Genomic DNA, 16,578 nt, shown 5'->3' with positions numbered 1-16,578 from the left:
TGTCAGCCCTCGATCTTCGAAAAGTCCGCCACCGCGCGCGTCGCCGCGCGGATTTCGTTCAAGAGCTTCAGTCTGTTCTCGCGCACTTTTGGTTCATCGTCATTGACCTTGACCTTGTCAAAGAACGCATCGACCGCCGGACGCAGCTTCGCCATCGCGCTCATCGCGGCGGCGAAATCTTCCTTGGCCACCGCAGCACCGGCCTCGCTCTTCACCTGGTCGATCGCCTTCGCCAGCGCTTTCTCTTCGTCGAGCTTGTAGAGCGTCGTATCCGCCGCGCCCTCGAAGGTCCGCTTGTCCTTCTTCTCTTCGATCGAGAGGATGTTGCTGGCGCGTTTTGCCCCCGCGAGCAGGTTCTTGCCGTCGTCGCTGTCGAGGAATTTGCCGAGCGCCTCGACGCGGCGGACCACCATCAAGAGGTCGTCCTGGCCGCCGAGCGCAAATACGGCGTCAACGAGATCGTGACGTGCCCCCTGATCGCGGAGCTGGACCTTTAAGCGGTCGGCGAAGAAGGAGAGGAGATCGCCCGGAAGCTTTTGCGCATCGGCGGCCGGATACTTGGCTCCCTTTTCGGGAAGACCGAGAATAGCCGATTTTGCAGCTTTCAGGATTGGAAGCCTGATCGTGTTCTCGACGATCAGCCTGATGACTCCGAGCGCCGCCCTTCGCAGCGCATACGGATCCTTGCTTCCCGTGGGCTTCTCGTCGATCGCCCAGAAACCAACCAGCGTGTCGAGCTTATCAGCCAACGCCACGGCAACACTGACGCGATCGGTCGGCACCCGATCGGCTGGCCCCTGCGGCTTGTAATGCTCTTCGCTCGCGGCGGCGACGGAAGCGTCCTCGCCCTGCGCCAGCGCGTAGTATTTTCCCATCAAGCCCTGCAGCTCCGGGAATTCGCCGACCACTTCGGTCAGCAAATCCGCCTTCGCCAGATGCGCGGCGCGTTTTGTCTTCTCGACGTCAGCGCCGACCAGTGGCGCGATTTCCGCCGCCAGCCGCTCGATGCGCTTGATGCGCTCGCCCTGCGTGCCTAGCTTCTCGTGAAACACGATGTTCTCGAATTTCGGTAGCCGCTCTTCGAGCCTGGTCTTTAGATCGGTCTCATAGAAAAACTTCGCATCGCTCAGCCGTGCGCGGATGACGCGCTCGTTGCCGGCAATGATCGCCTTGCCGCCGTCCGTCGCCTCGATGTTGGCGGTGAGGATGAATTTGTTGGTGAGCTTTCCGGTTTTGTCAGGATTCTTATCAGAATCCTTGGGATCGCTGACCACAAAGCATTTCTGATTGTTGCGGATGGTGGCGCGGATCACCTCGCCGGGGATCGACAGAAACTCCTGGTCGAACGATCCCATCAGCACAACAGGCCATTCGACGAGGCCTGACACCTCATCGAGCAGCACCTGGTCCTCGACCAGCTCAAAGCCCTGCGCGAACGCCAACTGCTTGGCGTCGGCCAGAATGATATCCTTGCGCGCCTGCGGGTCGAGCACGACCTTGGCGGCCTTCAGTTTTGCCTCGTAATCCTCGAAGCGCCGCACCGAGATCGCTGATGGCGCCAGGAAGCGATGCCCAAAAGTGGTCTGGCCGGCCTCGATACCGTCGACCCCGAATTTCACCACTTCCGGCTCTTCGGTCTCCGGACCGAAGGTCGCGATGATCGAGTGCAGCGGCCGCACCCAGGTCAGCGCGCCTGATTTGGCCGAGCGCTCGCCCCAGCGCATCGATTTCGGCCATGGGAAGGTGCGGACGATGACCGGAAGAATATCGGCGAGCACGTCGAGCGTCGGGCGGCCGGGCTTCTCGATCAGCGCGACATAGAAGTCGCCCTTCGGGTCGCGCTGGATTGTTGCCTCATCCAGCGATTTGAGGCCGGTCGCTTTCAAAAAGCCCTGCACGGCCGCATCGGGCGCGCCGATTTTCGGACCCTTGCGTTCGGTCTTCAGGTCGGATTGCCGTGCTGGAATCCCGTGCACCGTCAGCGCCAGCCGCCGCGGCGTCACGAACGCCTTGGCGCCCTCGTAGACCAGCCCCTCGGCAACGAGCTTGTCGGTCACCATGCGGCGCAGATCGTCAGCCGCCTTCGCCTGCATGCGCGCCGGGATTTCTTCCGAAAACAATTCGAGCAAAAGATCAGGCATTGGCTCTACTCCCCTCCCCCCGCTTGCGGCGGGGAGGGGTCGGGGGTGGGGGGTCTCTCGGCGTTCACTACTGTATCAATCGTCAAAAGAACGCCAGACATGTTCTCCAAGACGTCGTTGTTCCAGAAGCGCAGTACACGATAGCCATTTGCTTCGAGATAGTTCGTGCGCACCTGATCAGAGGCGCTGCCAGCGTGCTGACCGCCATCGAGTTCAATGACAATTTTTGCCTGATGACTGGCAAAGTCGGCGAAGTAATTGCCTATGGTCGCCTGGCGTCGAAAGTGATGCTCCTTGAACGGAGGCTGCCGCAAATGTTGCCACAGCTTCTTTTCGGCTTCGGTCGCGTCACGGCGCAAGGCGCGCGCACGTGGGACGCGCTTGTCGATTCGACGTTGCGGTCTTTCCTGCATCTGGCACCCCCCACCCCCGACCCCTCCCCGCCACGCGCTTCGCGCGCGGAGGGAGGGGAGCAGGTTTGTGCTCGCCGAACGAGTTAGCCTCAAACCCCTTATCACGATGCCCTGCCCGCTTCGGTGTGGACCCAGGCGTCGCCGCAGGCTTTTGCGAGGTCGCGCACGCGCCCGATGTAGCTTTGGCGTTCGGTCACCGAGATCACGCCGCGGGCATCGAGCAGGTTGAAGACGTGGCTCGCCTTGATGCACTGGTCATAGGCCGGCAGCGCCATCAGATGTTCTTTCTGGTTGCTGCCGGATTTCCAGCCCGCCGCGAGATATTTCTTGCAGGCTTCTTCGGCCATCACGAACTGCTTGAACAGCATTTCGGAATCGGAGTGCTCGAAATTGTGCAGGGAATATTCCTGCTCGGCCTGCAGGAACACGTCGCCATAGGTCACCTTGTCGGCGCCCTCGCGGCCGTTGAAGTTGAGATCCATGACGTGGTCGACGCCCTGCAGGTAGCAGGCGAGCCGCTCCATGCCGTAGGTGAGCTCGCCGGCGACCGGCGCGCATTCGACGCCCGCCACCTGCTGGAAGTAAGTGAATTGTGACACTTCCATGCCGTCGCACCAGCACTCCCAGCCGAGGCCCCAGGCGCCCAGCGTCGGGCTTTCCCAGTCGTCCTCGACGAAACGAATATCGTGCAGGCTGGAATCGAGGCCGATCGCGGCGAGCGACTTCAGGTACAATTCCTGAAGGTTCGGCGGCGATGGCTTCATGATCACCTGATACTGGTAGTAGTGCTGCATCCGGTTCGGGTTTTTGCCGTAGCGGCCATCCTTGGGCCGGCGCGAGGGCTGCACATAGGCGGCCCGCCACGGCTTTGGTCCGAGCGCGCGCAAAGTGGTCGCCGGATGGAAGGTGCCCGCGCCCATTTCCATGTCGTAGGGCTGCAGGATCACGCAGCCTTGTTCGGCCCAGAACCGTTGCAGAGCGAGAATGAAGCCCTGGAACGAACGTTCCGGGCGCATATGGGCAGGCAATTCGTCCATCGGCAGAATCGGTCTCGCGAGGGGGTTTTGGGCGCGCGGGACCGTATCGGCGGTGGCGAGGGGAATCAAGGCGATGTCGGGGGGTGGATTTCCTCATGGTGAGGAGCGCGGCTTCGCGCGTCTCGAACCATGAGGCCCCGATTTTGCGGCCATCCTTCGAGACGCGGGCTTGCGCCCCCTCCTCAGGATGAGGTCCAGTGGATGCGGCTAACCCGGCCGATAGGCCCCGGTGACGGGATCCCGGCGCAGGGTCGGAATTTCGCTGGTTTGAGCCGATTCCGAGACGCGGGCCAGCCGCGCTTCTTCCAGTTCCCGGTTGATCCGGACGGCGGTCTTGTAAGCCCAGCGGACCACGGCGAGCCCACCCAGGGCCCCTGCAAATGCGATCAACGGTGGCATCGGTCGATCCTTGTCGTTCACGTCGGTCACGCCCCCAATAGGTGCATTCTCGCGCAAGCCGGGCTGCGCCGCAATTCCCGCCTTTAGGACTAAATGGCGCGGCGGAGCCCAGCCCTAGAACCCGAATTTGGCCCAAATTGCCCTGGTTTCGAGCGCGGAGATCAGCTCATCCGGCAGGCCCCCAAAACCGTCGAGCGCGCCCATGGAGCCCGCCCCCGGCGACCGCCGCCCGAGCAGGCCGGACAGCATCCCGCTGGCCGGCGCGATCACGGGGGTCAGCACCTTGTCGCCGTAGCGGGTCCGCAGCGTCGAACGCAGATCGCCGACAGCATCCGCAAGGCCCAGCGACACCGAGGTTTCGCCGGCCCAATATTCGCCGGTGAACAGCGTGTCGTCGGCGCCCTTGAGGCGGCTGCCGCGGCTCTGCTTAACCAGCGCAATGAAGATGGCGTGGATCTCGCGCTGGAGCGCCTTGATACGCGCCACGTCATCGGGGTTTTCGGGGAGGAACGGATCGAGCGTCGCCTTGTGGACGCCCGCCGTATAGAGCCGTCGCTCGACGCCGATTTTCTTGATCAGCTCCTGGAAGCCGAAGGTGCCGCCGACCACGCCGATCGAACCGAGGATCGAGGACGGATCGCAGAAAATCTCGTCGCCGGCACAGGCGATCATGTAGCCGCCGGATGCGGCAACGTCCTCGACGAACACCAGCACCGGCAAATTCTTTTCGGCGGCGAGTTGCCTGATCCGCAAATAGATCTGGCGCGATTGCACCGGCGAGCCGCCGGGCGAATTGATCACGAGCGCAACCGCCTTGGCATTCTTGGTACCGAAGGCGCGCTCCAGCGTCTTGGCGACACCGGCGAGCGACATGCCCGGCCGCAGCGGCGTCACCGCGCCGATCACGCCGGACAACCGCACCACCGGCACCACCGCGGCCCCGCGCCGGAATTTGGCCGGGACCAATCGCTTCAGCCGCTCGATAAGGCCCGGCAATCCCACACGATCACTTATTTGTTCACTCATGCCGTTACCTCGAATTAACCATTTTTTATCACGCCACTGTCATTGAAAGAGCTGGAACGAACTGGGGCAGGAATGCCTTGTGCAACGTGGCCGTTACGGCTGCAATGGCGCAGCGGAGAGTGACATGAAAATCTACCTGCTGATATTGTTGATCGGCACCATCCTGACCGCGGTTCACTTCACCAACACTCCGAAACGGCAGTCGGAAACCCTTCCGCAATAGGCTTTTCCGCTTCATCTCGCGTTCGAGACATCAGTTCTTCGGCCACCTCTAGGGGGTGGCCAACGGCAACATCCCCCTCCCCGCCAAAATCTCCTGCACCTCTTTATTGGGCACCCCTCGCTCATCATTGAGCATCAGTCCGGCATGAATTCTCGTCGGCGCGCGACCGCCCTTGGTGGCGCGAACCAGGATTCGATTCGCAGGCGCCTTCACATCGCCGTGAATGGGCAAAATTTCCAGACTGCCAAAACCGTGATCGAGCGCCGCCAGCACCTCGGCAACCCCGTCCGCGCGCCAGATCAGCGTCAGCATGCCCCTGGATTTGAGGATGCGGCGGGCTGCGTGAATCCAGTTCGAGAGCGTGGTGGATGTCGCGACATGCGCAATCCCGCGCGCGCGGTCCGGCGAGACCCGATGCCTCACAGAATCGTTGAAGGGCGGATTCATCAAAACGACATCGACGCTATCGGGATGCAAATTGACCGCGGCGTAGGCGTCGGTGGCCGCCTCGACATCGAGCACGATGATCTCGGCGGCAAGCGCATTCGCCTCGGCATTGGCGCGCGCCAGGCCTGCGAGATCGGCATCGATCTCGACCAGCACGAGATCGATATCCGCGACGCGCCTGGCCACCGCCAGCCCTGCCGCGCCAACACCGGCGCCGAGATCGGCCACGCGATTGCCTGAACGCGCCGGCGTCGCCGCCGCCAGCAGCATGGCATCGTGACCGGCGCGGTGCCCCGATCTCAGTTGCCGCAAACGCAAGGCCCCACCGAGAAACGCGTCCTCGGTGACATCCAGATTATTGTCTTGACGCGTTTTCTTCACGCGAACCGGTTCCCACTTCGCTCGAAAACGCTATGCCTTACTCATCCGCGCGCAATTCATGGGCAAGCCCGGCATCGGTCAGGAGCTGGCGCGCCTCGCGGTTGTCGTCCTCATGGACCAGGATGCGGCGTGGCAGCACGCCGAGCGATCCCTCGATGATGCTCATGTTCTGGTCCAGCACCAGATGATGGATATTGGCGCCGTCGAGCAGCGCGCCGACCGCGGAAACCAGCACAATATCGTTGGTCCGAACCAATTCCCGCAATTTGCGCCCTCCTTAGGCCGACCCGGTCCGAGGCCGGCCGGTACCTGTCAACCACTACCTGCCCTTGCCGCTTCAGCCTGCACTTTCTATTGTAAGTAAGGATAGTGCGAATTGGCCAGATTTGGAGACCCGCGTGGCGGTTATTGTACCCTTCGAAAGCCCAAACGCTTCGATCGATGAGCTGGTCGGGCTCGTCGCCGCCGACATGGAGCGGGTCAACGCCACGATCCTGTCGCGGACCGGTTCCGAAGTCACCATGATTCCCGAGGTCGCCAACCACCTGATCTCCTCCGGGGGAAAACGGCTGCGCCCGATGCTGACGCTGGCGATGGCCGGCCTCACCGGCTATTCCGGCGACGGCCATATCAAGCTCGCCGCCTCGGTCGAGTTCATGCATACCGCAACCCTGCTCCACGACGACGTGGTCGACGAGAGCGAATTGCGGCGCGGCAAATTGTCCGCGCGGATGCTGTGGGGCAATGAGGCGAGCGTGCTGGTCGGCGACTTCCTGCTCGGCCAGGCCTTCCGCATGATGGTCGAGGTCGGCTCGTTGCGGGCGCTCGACATCCTGTCTTCGGCGGCCGCGACCATCGCCGAGGGCGAGGTGATGCAGCTCGCAGCGGCCAAAAACACCGCGACCACCGAAGACGAATACCTCGCTGTGATCCGCGGCAAGACCGCGGAATTGTTCGCGGCTGCCTGCGAGGTCGGCCCCGTGATTGCCAACCGGCCGAAGGCCGAGCAGACCGCGTGCCGCTCCGTCGGCATGAATCTCGGCATCGCGTTCCAGCTGGTGGACGACGTGCTGGACTACGGCGGCAAATCGGCAAAGCTCGGCAAGAACGTCGGCGACGATTTCCGCGAGGGCAAGATCACGCTGCCGGTGGTGCTGGCGTTCCGCCGCGGCAACGCCTCTGAGCGCGCGTTCTGGGTCAAGGCGCTGGAGCGCGGCGAGATCGGTAGCAACGATCTCGATCACGCCATCGGGTTGATGACCAAGCACCGCGCGCTGGAGGATACGATCAGCCGCGCCCATCATTACGGCGCGATGGCCGTCGATGCGCTGGCGCTGTTTCCGGCTTCCCCGATGAAGACCGCGCTCGAGCAGGTCGTGGCGTTCTGCCTGGCCCGCTCGCATTGATGGCGTCGTAAGGTGGGCAAAGGCGCAACTGAGCCGTGCCCACCATCCATCCAAACCGTTATTCTGAATGGTGGGCACGCTGCGCTTTGCCCACCCTACGAAGGGGTCGCATGAGCGGCGCACAATTTTCGCTGTTTCTCGCCGCCGCGCTGATCATCGCCTTCGTGCCTGGTCCCGGGATCTTCTATGTCGCCGCCAGGACGCTGTCCGGCGGCCGGAAGACCGGCATCGCCTCGACATTGGGGACCGCGCTTGGCGGGCTGGTGCATGTGATCGCAGGCGCGCTGGGGGTGTCCGCGATCATCCTGGCCAGCGCCGAACTTTTCACGGTGCTCAAACTCGCCGGTGCGCTCTATCTGGTCTGGCTTGGCGTCCGGACATTTCGCGAGGGCCGACAGGCGATTGTGGAGGCGATCAGCCCGGCCGGCGCGCGACAGGCGTTTCGCGAGGGCGTGCTGGTCGAAGCCCTGAACCCGAAAACTGCGGCGTTCTTTCTGGCGTTCATTCCGCAGTTCATCGACCCCGCCGGCGCTCACCCTGCGCTGCAGTTCATCGCGCTCGGCCTGATCTCGGTATTGCTGAACACGCTCGCTGATGTCGTCGTGGTGATGATGGCCGCGACCGCGCGCGCGGGCCTGGTGCGGCGGCCGCGTCTCATTCAACGTTTGCGACAGGGCTCGGGGTTGTTCATCGCCGGGCTGGGCGTTTCGCTGGCGCTGGTGCGGCGGCCGGCGATTTAATGCGTTGGGTGGGCAAAGGCGCGCTTGCGCCGTGCCCACCATCATCTATCCAGATCGTGATTGTGAATGGTGGGCACGCTTCGCTTTGCCCACCCTACGAAACCGTTCGTTATGGCTAAAGCGGGATGGGGTTAGGTTGAATCGATTTGGGATTCCCAAATCAGTGGGTTTCTGATTCACCATGATGGCTGGACGGAGGCCAGCATGGATGGGCAAGCCTTATTCTCTGGATCTTCGCAAGCGTGTCGTGTCCGCGATCGAGGGCGGGATGTCCCGCAATCAGGCAGCCAAGCAGTTTGGGGTCGCGATCAGCACAGCGATCGGTTGGATGCAGCGGGTCGAGGATACTGGCAGCGTTGCTCCGGGCCAGATGGGTGGTCATAAGCCGAAGGCAGTTTCGGGAGACCATGCGGTTTGGCTGTCGCAACGGATCAAAGACGGCGATTTCACCATACGAGGGCTCGTTGCCGAGCTTGCCGGACGCGGCCTGAAGGTCGACTACCACTCGGTGTGGGACTTCGTGCATGCCGAGAAGCTCAGCTTCAAAAAAAAGCGTGGCGGCTGACGAACGCGATCGACCCGACGTGGCGCGGCGGCGCCTCCAATGGACAAAGTATCAAGGTCGCGTCGAAGCTGAGCGACTGGTCTTCATCGACGAGACCTGGACGCGGACCGATATGGCTCCCTTGCGGGGATGGGCGCCGCGCGGGCGCAGGCTTCACGCCAAGGTTCCCCACGGCCGCTGGAAGACCATGACCTTCCTGGCGGCCCTGCGCCATGACCGGATCGATGCGCCATGGTTTATCGAGGGGCCGATCGATGGCGTGAGCTTTCGCACCTATGTCGAGAAGGTTCTTCTGCCCATCCTTCGACCCGGCGATATCGTCGTTTTGGATAACCTCGGCAGCCACAAGAGCAAAGCAGTTCGCCAGCTCATCCGTTCGGTCGGCGCCAAACTCTTCTTCCTGCCAAAATACTCGCCTGACCTGAACCCGATCGAGCAGGTCTTTGCCAAGCTCAAGCATCTGGTCCGCAAAGCTGCCGCGCGAACCGTCGACGCGGTCTGCGCCGCAATCGGCTACGCACTCGATGCCTTCACCTCAGAGGAATGTGCCGACTACCTCAAAAATTCAGGCTATCGAACTTAATGCCATCACGCTTTAGCTCAACGTTCCCGCATGCACCCACCAGCCGGGGTGCTCGCGCCGGATTTTTTCAGCGGCGCGGCCGGCGTCGGCGGTGTTTTCATAGATCGCAAAGCAGGTCGCGCCCGAGCCCGACATCCGCGCCAGCCAGGCACCATTGGTGGCGTTGAGGGCTGATATCACTTCGCCGATGACCGGCTGAATGCGCATCGCCGGGGCTTCCAGATCGTTGGCGCTGGCCGCCAGGACTTCGACCCAGTCTTCGACCGAGGCGCCAGCTTCCGGCCAGTCGACGCCCCGGAAAACGTCGGTGACGCCGACCAGCAATTCGCCGCTACGCAGGCCGAGTGCCTTGAACACGTCCTTGGTCGGAACGGGAACGCAGGGGTTGATCATCACGCACGGCATGATCGGCAGGCTGAGCGGCGTCAGGGTATCGCCGACCCCGGTCATGTCGCAGGCACGCGAGGCCAGGCAGACCGGCACGTCGGCGCCGGTCGCAAGCGCTACCTCGCGCAGCCGCTCGTCATCGAGCGACAGCCCGTTCAATTTTGCCAGCAGCCGAAGCGCGGCAGCCGCATCCGCCGAACCACCGCCGATGCCCGCTGCGACCGGCAGCACCTTGTCGAGCGTGAAACTGCCGGACTTCAGGCCCGGCACGCGCTCGGCCAGCAGGCGCGTCGCCTTCAGCACCAGATTGTCCGATGTCTCGCCGCAGGCCTGCGCCAAAGGTCCGGACATTTGCAATGTCAGATCGGAACCCGGCGTCAGCGTCAGACGATCAGCGCAGTCGGCAAACGCCACCACGCTTTCCAGGTCATGAAAACCGTCGGTGCGGCGGCCAACCACCCTCAAGGTCAGGTTGACCTTGGCACGCCCCTCATCAATCAAAGCCGGCATTGCCGAACAAGCCCCCCAAGCCTTCGATCAGCCGCCCCTGCCGTCTTCTTTTTTCTTGTCGGCCGAAGCCGCAGACGACGTGTCCTCGGGCAGACCGTTGGCGATCTTGGCCTCGATCTTCGGCAATTCTTCCGCCTCGGGCTTCAGGTCGCGCGCGTGCGCCCACTGGAACTTGGCTTCCAGCGTGCGGCCGACGCGCCAATAGGCGTCACCGAGGTGGTCATTGATGGTCGGATCCTCGGGCTTGAGATCGATCGCGCGCTCGAGGTTCTTCACCGCGTCCTCGAAATTGCCGATGCGGTAGAACGCCCAGCCCAGCGAGTCCACGATATAGCCGTCGTCGGGACGCTGATCGACGGCGCGCCGGATCATCTTCATGCCTTCGTCGAGATTGATGCCCTGATCGATCCAGGAATAGCCGAGATAGTTCAGCACATGTGGCTGTTCGGGCTGCAGCTCGAGCGCCTTGCGCATGTCGGCCTCGGCCTTGCTCCACTGCTTGGAGCGCTCCTGGCAAATGCCGCGATAGTAATAGGTGACCCAGGTGTTCTTGTCGGTCACGCCGGGCATCACGTCGATCGCCCTGGAATAGGTCGTCGCGCAATCGGCGAACTTCTTGCGGCCGCGCTCGATATTGCCGAGCGCCATGATGGCTTCGATGTCCTTGGGGTCTTCGGCGGTGACGTCCTTGAGGATCTTGATCGCCTGCTCGCTGCGATCGGCGGCGTCGAGATTGGTGGCGAGCTGAATCTGCGCGTTGCGCTTCAGCGGCGAACTCGCCGGCATGCGCTCATAGACCTTGATCGCCATCGGCGGCTTCTTCACCGACTCATAGAGATCGGCCAGCGAGAGCAGCGCCAGCGGATGGTTGGGCTGCAGATAAAGCGAGAGCTGCAGATAGACCAGCGCCAGATCCTCGCCGCCGCGGCGGGTCAGGGTAGCCCCGATGCCGTACAGCGCCTCGGCCGCACCGGCCTGCGCCGATTCGATCAGCGGCGGCATCTTCTTGCCGGCCCGCGTCTCGCGCAGCGCCTCCTGTACCAGGGGATGCCGGGGCAGCTTCTTGTCGAACGCCTCGTAGATGCCGATCGCCGCCGCCGAATCCTTGTTGCGCGACAGCCAGCGCCCATAGGCGTCGGACACGCGCAGCATGGAATCATCGAGCTTGTAGGCGCGCTCGAAGCGGGCACCGGCGTCCTTTTCCTTGTTGGCGAGTTCAAGGATCATGCCGGTGTGCAGATCCTTGAAGATCGGATACCACTCCGGCCCGGTCAGCTTGTCGATATTGGCGACCGCCGCCTTGGAATCGCCCGCGCCGAAGCTGGCCCAGCCCGACAACAGCGTCGCGACCAGATCGGTGATCGGTCCGCGGATCGACTGATTGATGTTGATCTGCGCGGTCGCGTATTTCTTCTGCTTCAGGTCGCGGACGCCGACGACCAGCCGGGCCACGCGATTGGATTTGTCCTGCGTCAGAATGCGGTCGGCGAGCTTGACGGCCTCGTCGATATCCCCATCCGCGAGCGAGGAGATGAAGGCGCGGTCGAGCAGCTCGTTGTTCTTCGGATCGGTGCGCAGCGCCGAACGGTAGAACGCCGCGGCCGAGCTGGCGTCGCGTTCGACGCTGGCATGACGCGCGGCCAGATAGCTGCCGGACGTGGTCAGCGATTTCAGATCGCTCTTGCTCGGAAACTGCGCCGAATTGTCGCCGGTATGCTCGGGCGTCTGCGCCAGCAGCGAGCCGGGCGCGGCAAGCGCGGCGACGGTGACAGCGGCGATGGTCCAGCGATTGAAACGAGTGGAAAGCATCACGGTTCGCCTAGCTCCAGGATTTATGGCGGAATCTTTTCGAGCGCTCTCGAATGCGGACATACGCGGCGGCATCAAGGCCCAGCGACAATGCCGCTTTTGGCGTTCAACCGCAAGGATACGGGGTGGCGAATCGATCGGCAGCAGGGTCCCCAAGATCTCCCCGTGCGCCGCCAATTCCACCCATTTTTGCCAGCAGCCCCGGAAGACGCTTGTACTGTGGCGGTATCGTGGCCGGTGCCGGGGTTACCCGGACACCTGCGGCCCCTCCGCCATTAAACTCACGCAATCGTGGTCACATCCCCTGGTAATTGGGCCCGCCGCCACCTTCCGGCGGAACCCAGGTGATGTTGCCGTTCGGGTCTTTGACGTCGCAGGTTTTGCAGTGGACGCAGTTCTGGGCGTTGATCTGGAAGCGCGGGCCCGAGTCCTCCTCGACCCATTCGTAGACGCCGGCCGGGCAATAACGGTTGGACGGACCGGCAAAGACGTCGTGCTCGGAAGTCTTCTGCAGGTTCATGTCGGCGACCTTGAGGTGGATCGGCTGGTCTTCCTCATGGTTGGTGTTGGACAGGAATACCGACGACAGCTTGTCGAAGGTCAGTTTGCCGTCCGGCTTCACCGGCGCGATCGGCGTGTGCGTCCTGGCCGGATCCAGCGTCTTGCGATCCGGCTTGGCGTGCGACAGGGTTCCGAACAGCGAGAAGCCGAACAACGTGTTGGTCCACATGTCGAGGCCGCCGAGCGGTACGCCGATCAGGGTGCCGAACTTCGACCACAGGGGTTTGACGTTGCGGATCGGGTAGAGGTCCTTGCCGACCTGCGAACCGCGCCACGCATTTTCGTATTCGGCCAGTTCATCATTGGCACGGCCGGCGGCGAGCGCGGCCACGAGGTGTTCGGCGGCGAGCATGCCGCTGCCCATCGCGTTGTGCACGCCCTTGATGCGCGGCACGTTGACAAAGCCTGCCGCGCAGCCGATCAGCGCGCCGCCCGGAAAGCTTAAGCGCGGCACCGACTGGTAGCCGCCCTCGGTGATCGCGCGCGCGCCGTAAGCCAGCCGCTTGCCGCCTTCGAACACGGTGCGGATCGAAGGATGGGTCTTGAAACGCTGGAACTCGTCGAACGGCGACAGATACGGATCGTCGTAATTGAGATGCAGAACGAAACCGACCGCCACCTTGTTGTCGTCGTAGTGATAGAGGAACGAGCCGCCCCCGGTCTTATTGTTCAGCGGCCAGCCGAACGAATGCTGGATCAGGCCCTTCTGGTGTTTGGCCGGGTCGATCTCCCAGACTTCCTTCAGCCCGATGCCGAATTTCGGCGGCTCGCTGTTGGCGTCGAGCGAGAATTTCGCGATCAATTGCTTGGAGAGGCTGCCGCGCGCGCCTTCGGCGAACAGCGTGTATTTACCGAGCAGTTCCATGCCGCGGGTGAACGAATCCTTGTGGCTGCCGTCCCTCGCGATACCCATGTCGCCGGTCGCAATGCCGCGCACCGCGCCTTGTTCGTCGTAGAGCACTTCGGTAGCGGCAAAGCCCGGATAGATCTCGACGCCGAGGGCTTCGGCTTTCGGCGCCAGCCAGCGGCAGACATTACCGAGCGAGCCGATATAGCAATGATGGTTGTTCATCAGCGGCGGCATCGCGAAACCCGGCAGCCGGATCGCGCTTCCGCCCGTCATCCAATAGAATCGGTCGTCCTTGACCTGCGTCGTCAGCGGGCAATCGGCGTCCTCACGCCAGTCCGGAATCAGTTTGTCGAGCGAGACCGGATCGATCACGGCACCCGACAGGATATGTGCACCGACTTCGGAGCCCTTCTCCACCACGACGATGTTGAGATCGGCATTGAGTTGCTTGAGACGGATCGCAGCCGCGAGGCCAGACGGCCCGGCGCCGACGATCACGACGTCAAATTCCATGGACTCACGCGGCGGTAATTCTTCGGTGCTCATGTTCTGGTCTCAGCCCAATTGAGAACGGCTCTAAGGTTCGTTTGTTTCCGATTTTTGCGTCGAGAACAACCATCGAAATGAAATCTCAGGCATTTCGCTGCCCCCGAATACATCCTAGATTGGAGCGATGTCCATCGCGCCCGAACCCTCCCCTACCGTTCAGCAATTGCTGGCCTTTTATCTCGAGGCCGGGGTCGATTGCGCGTTGGCCGATGACCCGATCGACCGGCTTGCCGAGCCCGACAGCGCTACCATCGCCGCGCCGCGCGAAACCCCGCCGCAAAGACTGGTGCGGGAAATGCCCGCGGCGGCGCCGGCTGTTTCGCGCAGCGAAATAGCGCCGGCGCCGGAAGCCGCGATCGCCTCGGCGCGGGAAGCGGCCCGAACCGCGCCGTCACTGGAGGCGCTGCGCGCGCTTCTGGAGAATTTCGACGGCTGCGCGCTCAAGCACACCGCGACACGGCTGGTGTTCTGCGACGGCAATCCGCAGGCGCGAATCATGTTCGTCGGCGAAGCCCCCGGACGTGACGAGGATATCGAGGGACTGCCGTTCGTCGGCCGATCCGGCAAATTGCTCGACCGCATGATCGCGGCGATCGGCCTCGACCGCAGCAAGGCTTATATCGCCAACGTGATCCCATGGCGGCCGCCCGGCAATCGCACGCCGACGCCGCAGGAGACGCAAATCTGCCTGCCGTTCATTCAGCGGCAGATCGAACTGGTCAATCCGGACGTGCTGGTGACGCTCGGCAATCCCTCGACGCAGGCGTTGCTGTCGACGCGCGAGGGCATCATGAAGATCCGTGGCAAATGGTTCGATTACGACACCGGCACCCGCACCATCCGCGCCATGGCGACGTTCCACCCAGCGTATCTGTTGCGCTCGCCTCCCTACAAGCGGATGTCGTGGCTGGATCTGCGCGCCATCGCGAAGGAATTGGAGAAGGTTTCCGCGACCTGAACCTACGGCGCTTTCGGCCGCACGATGGCCCAGCCGACGCGCAGCAGCGGCTGCCTGCCATTGACCATCCATTCGAACGCGCGCGGCACTTCCGGCACCAGGCCCGGAAAACGCAGTGCGATCTCGGGAGGCGGCGCGCCTGACGTGTCCGATGCGCGCCAGACCACGACGCCGCCGGTTTCATTGAACTTCGCGAGCGAAAGCCACGGCGTGCGTTCCGGCGTTGCGTCGAGCAACAGATGCGGCCGGCCTTTATCCATCGCGACGAAGCTCGCGAGCTGCGGATCGCCGGCCACCGCGCGCAGCCGCTGGTTGGTGCGCCGCTCAAAACTGTCGCCGAAGAAATGCGCGATCGTCCGCGCCGGCAGCGAGGTCGGCACTTCGGCGCCGCTGGTCCAGGGCAGGAACAGCGTGGCCGCGATGGCCACGAAAGCCGGGGCTGCGACCGCCCCGGCCCAGACCGTGCGGAGCAGCCGCTGGCGCCGCAAATACACGAGATCGCCGGTCGCCACGATCACGGCCAGCCCCGACATCAGCAAGGCAACGCCGGCGCCGCCGGTAACGCGCTCGAGATTGAATACGCCCGCAATCAGGCTGCCAAACAGCGCCGGAGCGATCGCGAACGTGTAGACGAATTGGCGCGCCAGCGGATCGACCTGCGGCCGATAGATGATCGGCGCGTCCTCGGCCTTGCGGACAAACGCGCCGGAGTTGAGGATCACCAGCAGCACGATGCCGGCCGTCGCCAGCAACAGGCCGCCGAGCAGTCCGCCCCAGTGCATCGCCCTGCCCGACAGATCATCGATGGCAGGCAAAGGCGGCATCGCCAGCACGTCGGCGCGAACGACCCAGATCAGATAGGGCAGCACAAGTACCACGATCACCAGCAGCGCATACAGCGGATCGAGCGACATCAAGGTGCGCCGTCCGCGCGCGGTGGCGACGGCAAATCCGGCGACCAGCAGCAACAGCCCGAGCGCAGCCGGCGTCGTCAGCAGCAGCAGGCCCGCTTCGATCGACCAGGCGAACCAGGCGCTGCGCCGGTTCTGGCCGATCAATCGCCAGGAATGCAGCAACAGCAGCGCCCACAGCGGCCGCGCCAGCACCAGCGGGCCGAACTCGACGCCGGGCGAGCTGAAGGCCACCACCGTCATGCTCAGGAGCACCGCGAGCACCGCCTGCTGACCGCCGACAATGGCGCGCGCGAGCTGATAGAAGCCCCAGAAAGTGACGACCGCGCAGATCTGCGCGAGCAGATAGACCCCGAACACATGATTGCCGGCCGCGCGGAAGGCGATGTCGGCGAGCCAGAACGCCAGCGGGGGGCCGAACCAGGTTCCGACCTGATATTCCCTGCCGAATGCCAGAACCGTGGCGATATCGCCGGGTGGGCTGCGATAGAGCAGCATCGGCAGGATCAGCCACATTGCCGCCTGCAGCAGCACCACGAGCCAGACCACCAGCCGCGGCCGGGCGCGGATCAGTTCGACAACCAGGGAGGTGAAACGCATGAAACGTCCGAAATGCCCCAGCCGATCCCGTGGGTCCGGCCTATTCGAGACCATTTGATAGAGCGCGCCAGCCGCCGAGGCA

At 63.4% G+C, this 16,578-nt stretch carries 15 protein-coding genes; 4 read left to right on the top strand and 11 right to left on the bottom strand.

Annotated features, from left to right (window positions below; translation table 11 throughout):
• Window positions 1–2: 2 nt before the first annotated feature.
• The 7 genes from glyS to ABIE49_RS30730 form a co-directional block, all read right to left on the bottom strand.
• Complete coding sequence (gene glyS / locus ABIE49_RS30760; protein WP_192735208.1) at window positions 3–2,141, bottom strand: glycine--tRNA ligase subunit beta; 2,139 nt, start codon at window positions 2,139–2,141, stop codon at window positions 3–5.
• Between the two features lie 5 nt (window positions 2,142–2,146).
• Entirely contained in the window at window positions 2,147–2,554 is a 408-nt protein-coding gene (locus ABIE49_RS30755; RefSeq protein ID WP_192735209.1) for an endonuclease domain-containing protein, read from the bottom strand.
• A 101-nt stretch (window positions 2,555–2,655) separates the two neighbouring features.
• Entirely contained in the window at window positions 2,656–3,591 is a 936-nt protein-coding gene (locus tag ABIE49_RS30750; RefSeq protein ID WP_192735210.1) for a glycine--tRNA ligase subunit alpha, read from the bottom strand.
• Window positions 3,592–3,798: 207 nt separating this feature from the next.
• A complete protein-coding gene (locus tag ABIE49_RS30745) occupies window positions 3,799–3,990 on the bottom strand; it encodes a hypothetical protein (RefSeq protein WP_192735211.1) in 192 nt (63 codons plus the stop codon).
• Between the two features lie 114 nt (window positions 3,991–4,104).
• On the bottom strand, window positions 4,105–5,016 hold the full coding sequence (locus tag ABIE49_RS30740) for a S49 family peptidase (protein WP_192735212.1): 912 nt from the start codon (window positions 5,014–5,016) through the stop codon (window positions 4,105–4,107).
• A 271-nt stretch (window positions 5,017–5,287) separates the two neighbouring features.
• The gene (locus tag ABIE49_RS30735; RefSeq protein WP_354067082.1) at window positions 5,288–6,067 is read right to left on the bottom strand and encodes a tRNA1(Val) (adenine(37)-N6)-methyltransferase; all 780 of its coding nucleotides are present in this window, start codon (window positions 6,065–6,067) and stop codon (window positions 5,288–5,290) included.
• A 37-nt stretch (window positions 6,068–6,104) separates the two neighbouring features.
• The gene (locus tag ABIE49_RS30730; protein WP_044540085.1) at window positions 6,105–6,332 is read right to left on the bottom strand and encodes a putative signal transducing protein; all 228 of its coding nucleotides are present in this window, start codon (window positions 6,330–6,332) and stop codon (window positions 6,105–6,107) included.
• A gap of 133 nt (window positions 6,333–6,465) precedes the next feature.
• On the opposite strand from ABIE49_RS30730, the gene ABIE49_RS30725 reads away from it, so the two are divergent.
• The 3 genes from ABIE49_RS30725 (at window position 6,466) to ABIE49_RS30715 (ending at window position 9,361) form a co-directional block, all read left to right on the top strand.
• A complete protein-coding gene (locus tag ABIE49_RS30725) occupies window positions 6,466–7,473 on the top strand; it encodes a polyprenyl synthetase family protein (RefSeq protein WP_192735213.1) in 1,008 nt (335 codons plus the stop codon).
• A gap of 110 nt (window positions 7,474–7,583) precedes the next feature.
• The gene (locus tag ABIE49_RS30720; RefSeq protein WP_192735214.1) at window positions 7,584–8,213 is read left to right on the top strand and encodes a LysE family translocator; all 630 of its coding nucleotides are present in this window, start codon (window positions 7,584–7,586) and stop codon (window positions 8,211–8,213) included.
• Between the two features lie 208 nt (window positions 8,214–8,421).
• A protein-coding gene (locus ABIE49_RS30715; protein WP_502915939.1) for an IS630 family transposase occupies window positions 8,422–9,361 on the top strand; the annotation gives its coding sequence in 2 pieces (ribosomal slippage) (window positions 8,422–8,757 and window positions 8,759–9,361; 939 coding nt in all).
• 12 nt (window positions 9,362–9,373) lie between these two features.
• Here the strand turns inward: ABIE49_RS30715 and ABIE49_RS30710 are convergent.
• From ABIE49_RS30710 to ABIE49_RS30700, 3 genes are all read right to left on the bottom strand, one after another.
• The gene (locus tag ABIE49_RS30710) at window positions 9,374–10,258 is read right to left on the bottom strand and encodes a 4-(cytidine 5'-diphospho)-2-C-methyl-D-erythritol kinase (RefSeq protein WP_192738596.1); all 885 of its coding nucleotides are present in this window, start codon (window positions 10,256–10,258) and stop codon (window positions 9,374–9,376) included.
• A gap of 27 nt (window positions 10,259–10,285) precedes the next feature.
• The gene (locus ABIE49_RS30705; RefSeq protein WP_192738595.1) at window positions 10,286–12,067 is read right to left on the bottom strand and encodes a tetratricopeptide repeat protein; all 1,782 of its coding nucleotides are present in this window, start codon (window positions 12,065–12,067) and stop codon (window positions 10,286–10,288) included.
• A 295-nt stretch (window positions 12,068–12,362) separates the two neighbouring features.
• Window positions 12,363–14,024 carry an electron transfer flavoprotein-ubiquinone oxidoreductase gene (locus ABIE49_RS30700; protein WP_192738594.1) on the bottom strand — a complete coding sequence of 554 codons (1,662 nt, stop codon included), beginning with the start codon at window positions 14,022–14,024 and terminating at the stop codon, window positions 12,363–12,365.
• 133 nt (window positions 14,025–14,157) lie between these two features.
• Here ABIE49_RS30700 and ABIE49_RS30695 point away from each other — a divergent pair, with 133 nt between their 5' ends.
• The gene (locus ABIE49_RS30695) at window positions 14,158–14,985 is read left to right on the top strand and encodes a uracil-DNA glycosylase (protein ID WP_192738615.1); all 828 of its coding nucleotides are present in this window, start codon (window positions 14,158–14,160) and stop codon (window positions 14,983–14,985) included.
• A gap of 2 nt (window positions 14,986–14,987) precedes the next feature.
• On the opposite strand, the gene ABIE49_RS30690 is transcribed toward ABIE49_RS30695, so the two are convergent.
• Window positions 14,988–16,496, bottom strand: a complete 1,509-nt coding sequence (locus ABIE49_RS30690; RefSeq protein ID WP_192738593.1) for a glycosyltransferase family 39 protein — start codon at window positions 16,494–16,496, stop codon at window positions 14,988–14,990.
• Between the last annotated feature and the right edge of the window lie 82 nt (window positions 16,497–16,578).

Source organism: Bradyrhizobium sp. OAE829, assembly GCF_040546575.1.
Taxonomy (GTDB): Bacteria; Pseudomonadota; Alphaproteobacteria; order Rhizobiales; family Xanthobacteraceae; genus Bradyrhizobium.
The sequence above is the reverse complement of the archived record's forward strand: the minus strand, read 5'-3'. Positions and strand labels throughout refer to the sequence as shown.

Bases quoted from the DNA above. Each gene is read 5' to 3' on its own strand.
- glyS (WP_192735208.1), bottom strand. From the start codon at position 2,141: ATGCCTGATCTTTTGCTCGAATTGTTTTCGGAAGAAATCCCGGCGCGC.
- ABIE49_RS30755 (WP_192735209.1), bottom strand. From the start codon at position 2,554: ATGCAGGAAAGACCGCAACGTCGAATCGACAAGCGCGTCCCACGTGCG.
- ABIE49_RS30750 (WP_192735210.1), bottom strand. From the start codon at position 3,591: ATGGACGAATTGCCTGCCCATATGCGCCCGGAACGTTCGTTCCAGGGC.
- ABIE49_RS30745 (WP_192735211.1), bottom strand. From the start codon at position 3,990: ATGCCACCGTTGATCGCATTTGCAGGGGCCCTGGGTGGGCTCGCCGTG.
- ABIE49_RS30740 (WP_192735212.1), bottom strand. From the start codon at position 5,016: ATGAGTGAACAAATAAGTGATCGTGTGGGATTGCCGGGCCTTATCGAG.
- ABIE49_RS30720 (WP_192735214.1), top strand. From the start codon at position 7,584: ATGAGCGGCGCACAATTTTCGCTGTTTCTCGCCGCCGCGCTGATCATC.
- ABIE49_RS30710 (WP_192738596.1), bottom strand. From the start codon at position 10,258: ATGCCGGCTTTGATTGATGAGGGGCGTGCCAAGGTCAACCTGACCTTG.
- ABIE49_RS30705 (WP_192738595.1), bottom strand. From the start codon at position 12,067: ATGCTTTCCACTCGTTTCAATCGCTGGACCATCGCCGCTGTCACCGTC.
- ABIE49_RS30700 (WP_192738594.1), bottom strand. From the start codon at position 14,024: ATGAGCACCGAAGAATTACCGCCGCGTGAGTCCATGGAATTTGACGTC.
- ABIE49_RS30690 (WP_192738593.1), bottom strand. From the start codon at position 16,496: ATGCGTTTCACCTCCCTGGTTGTCGAACTGATCCGCGCCCGGCCGCGG.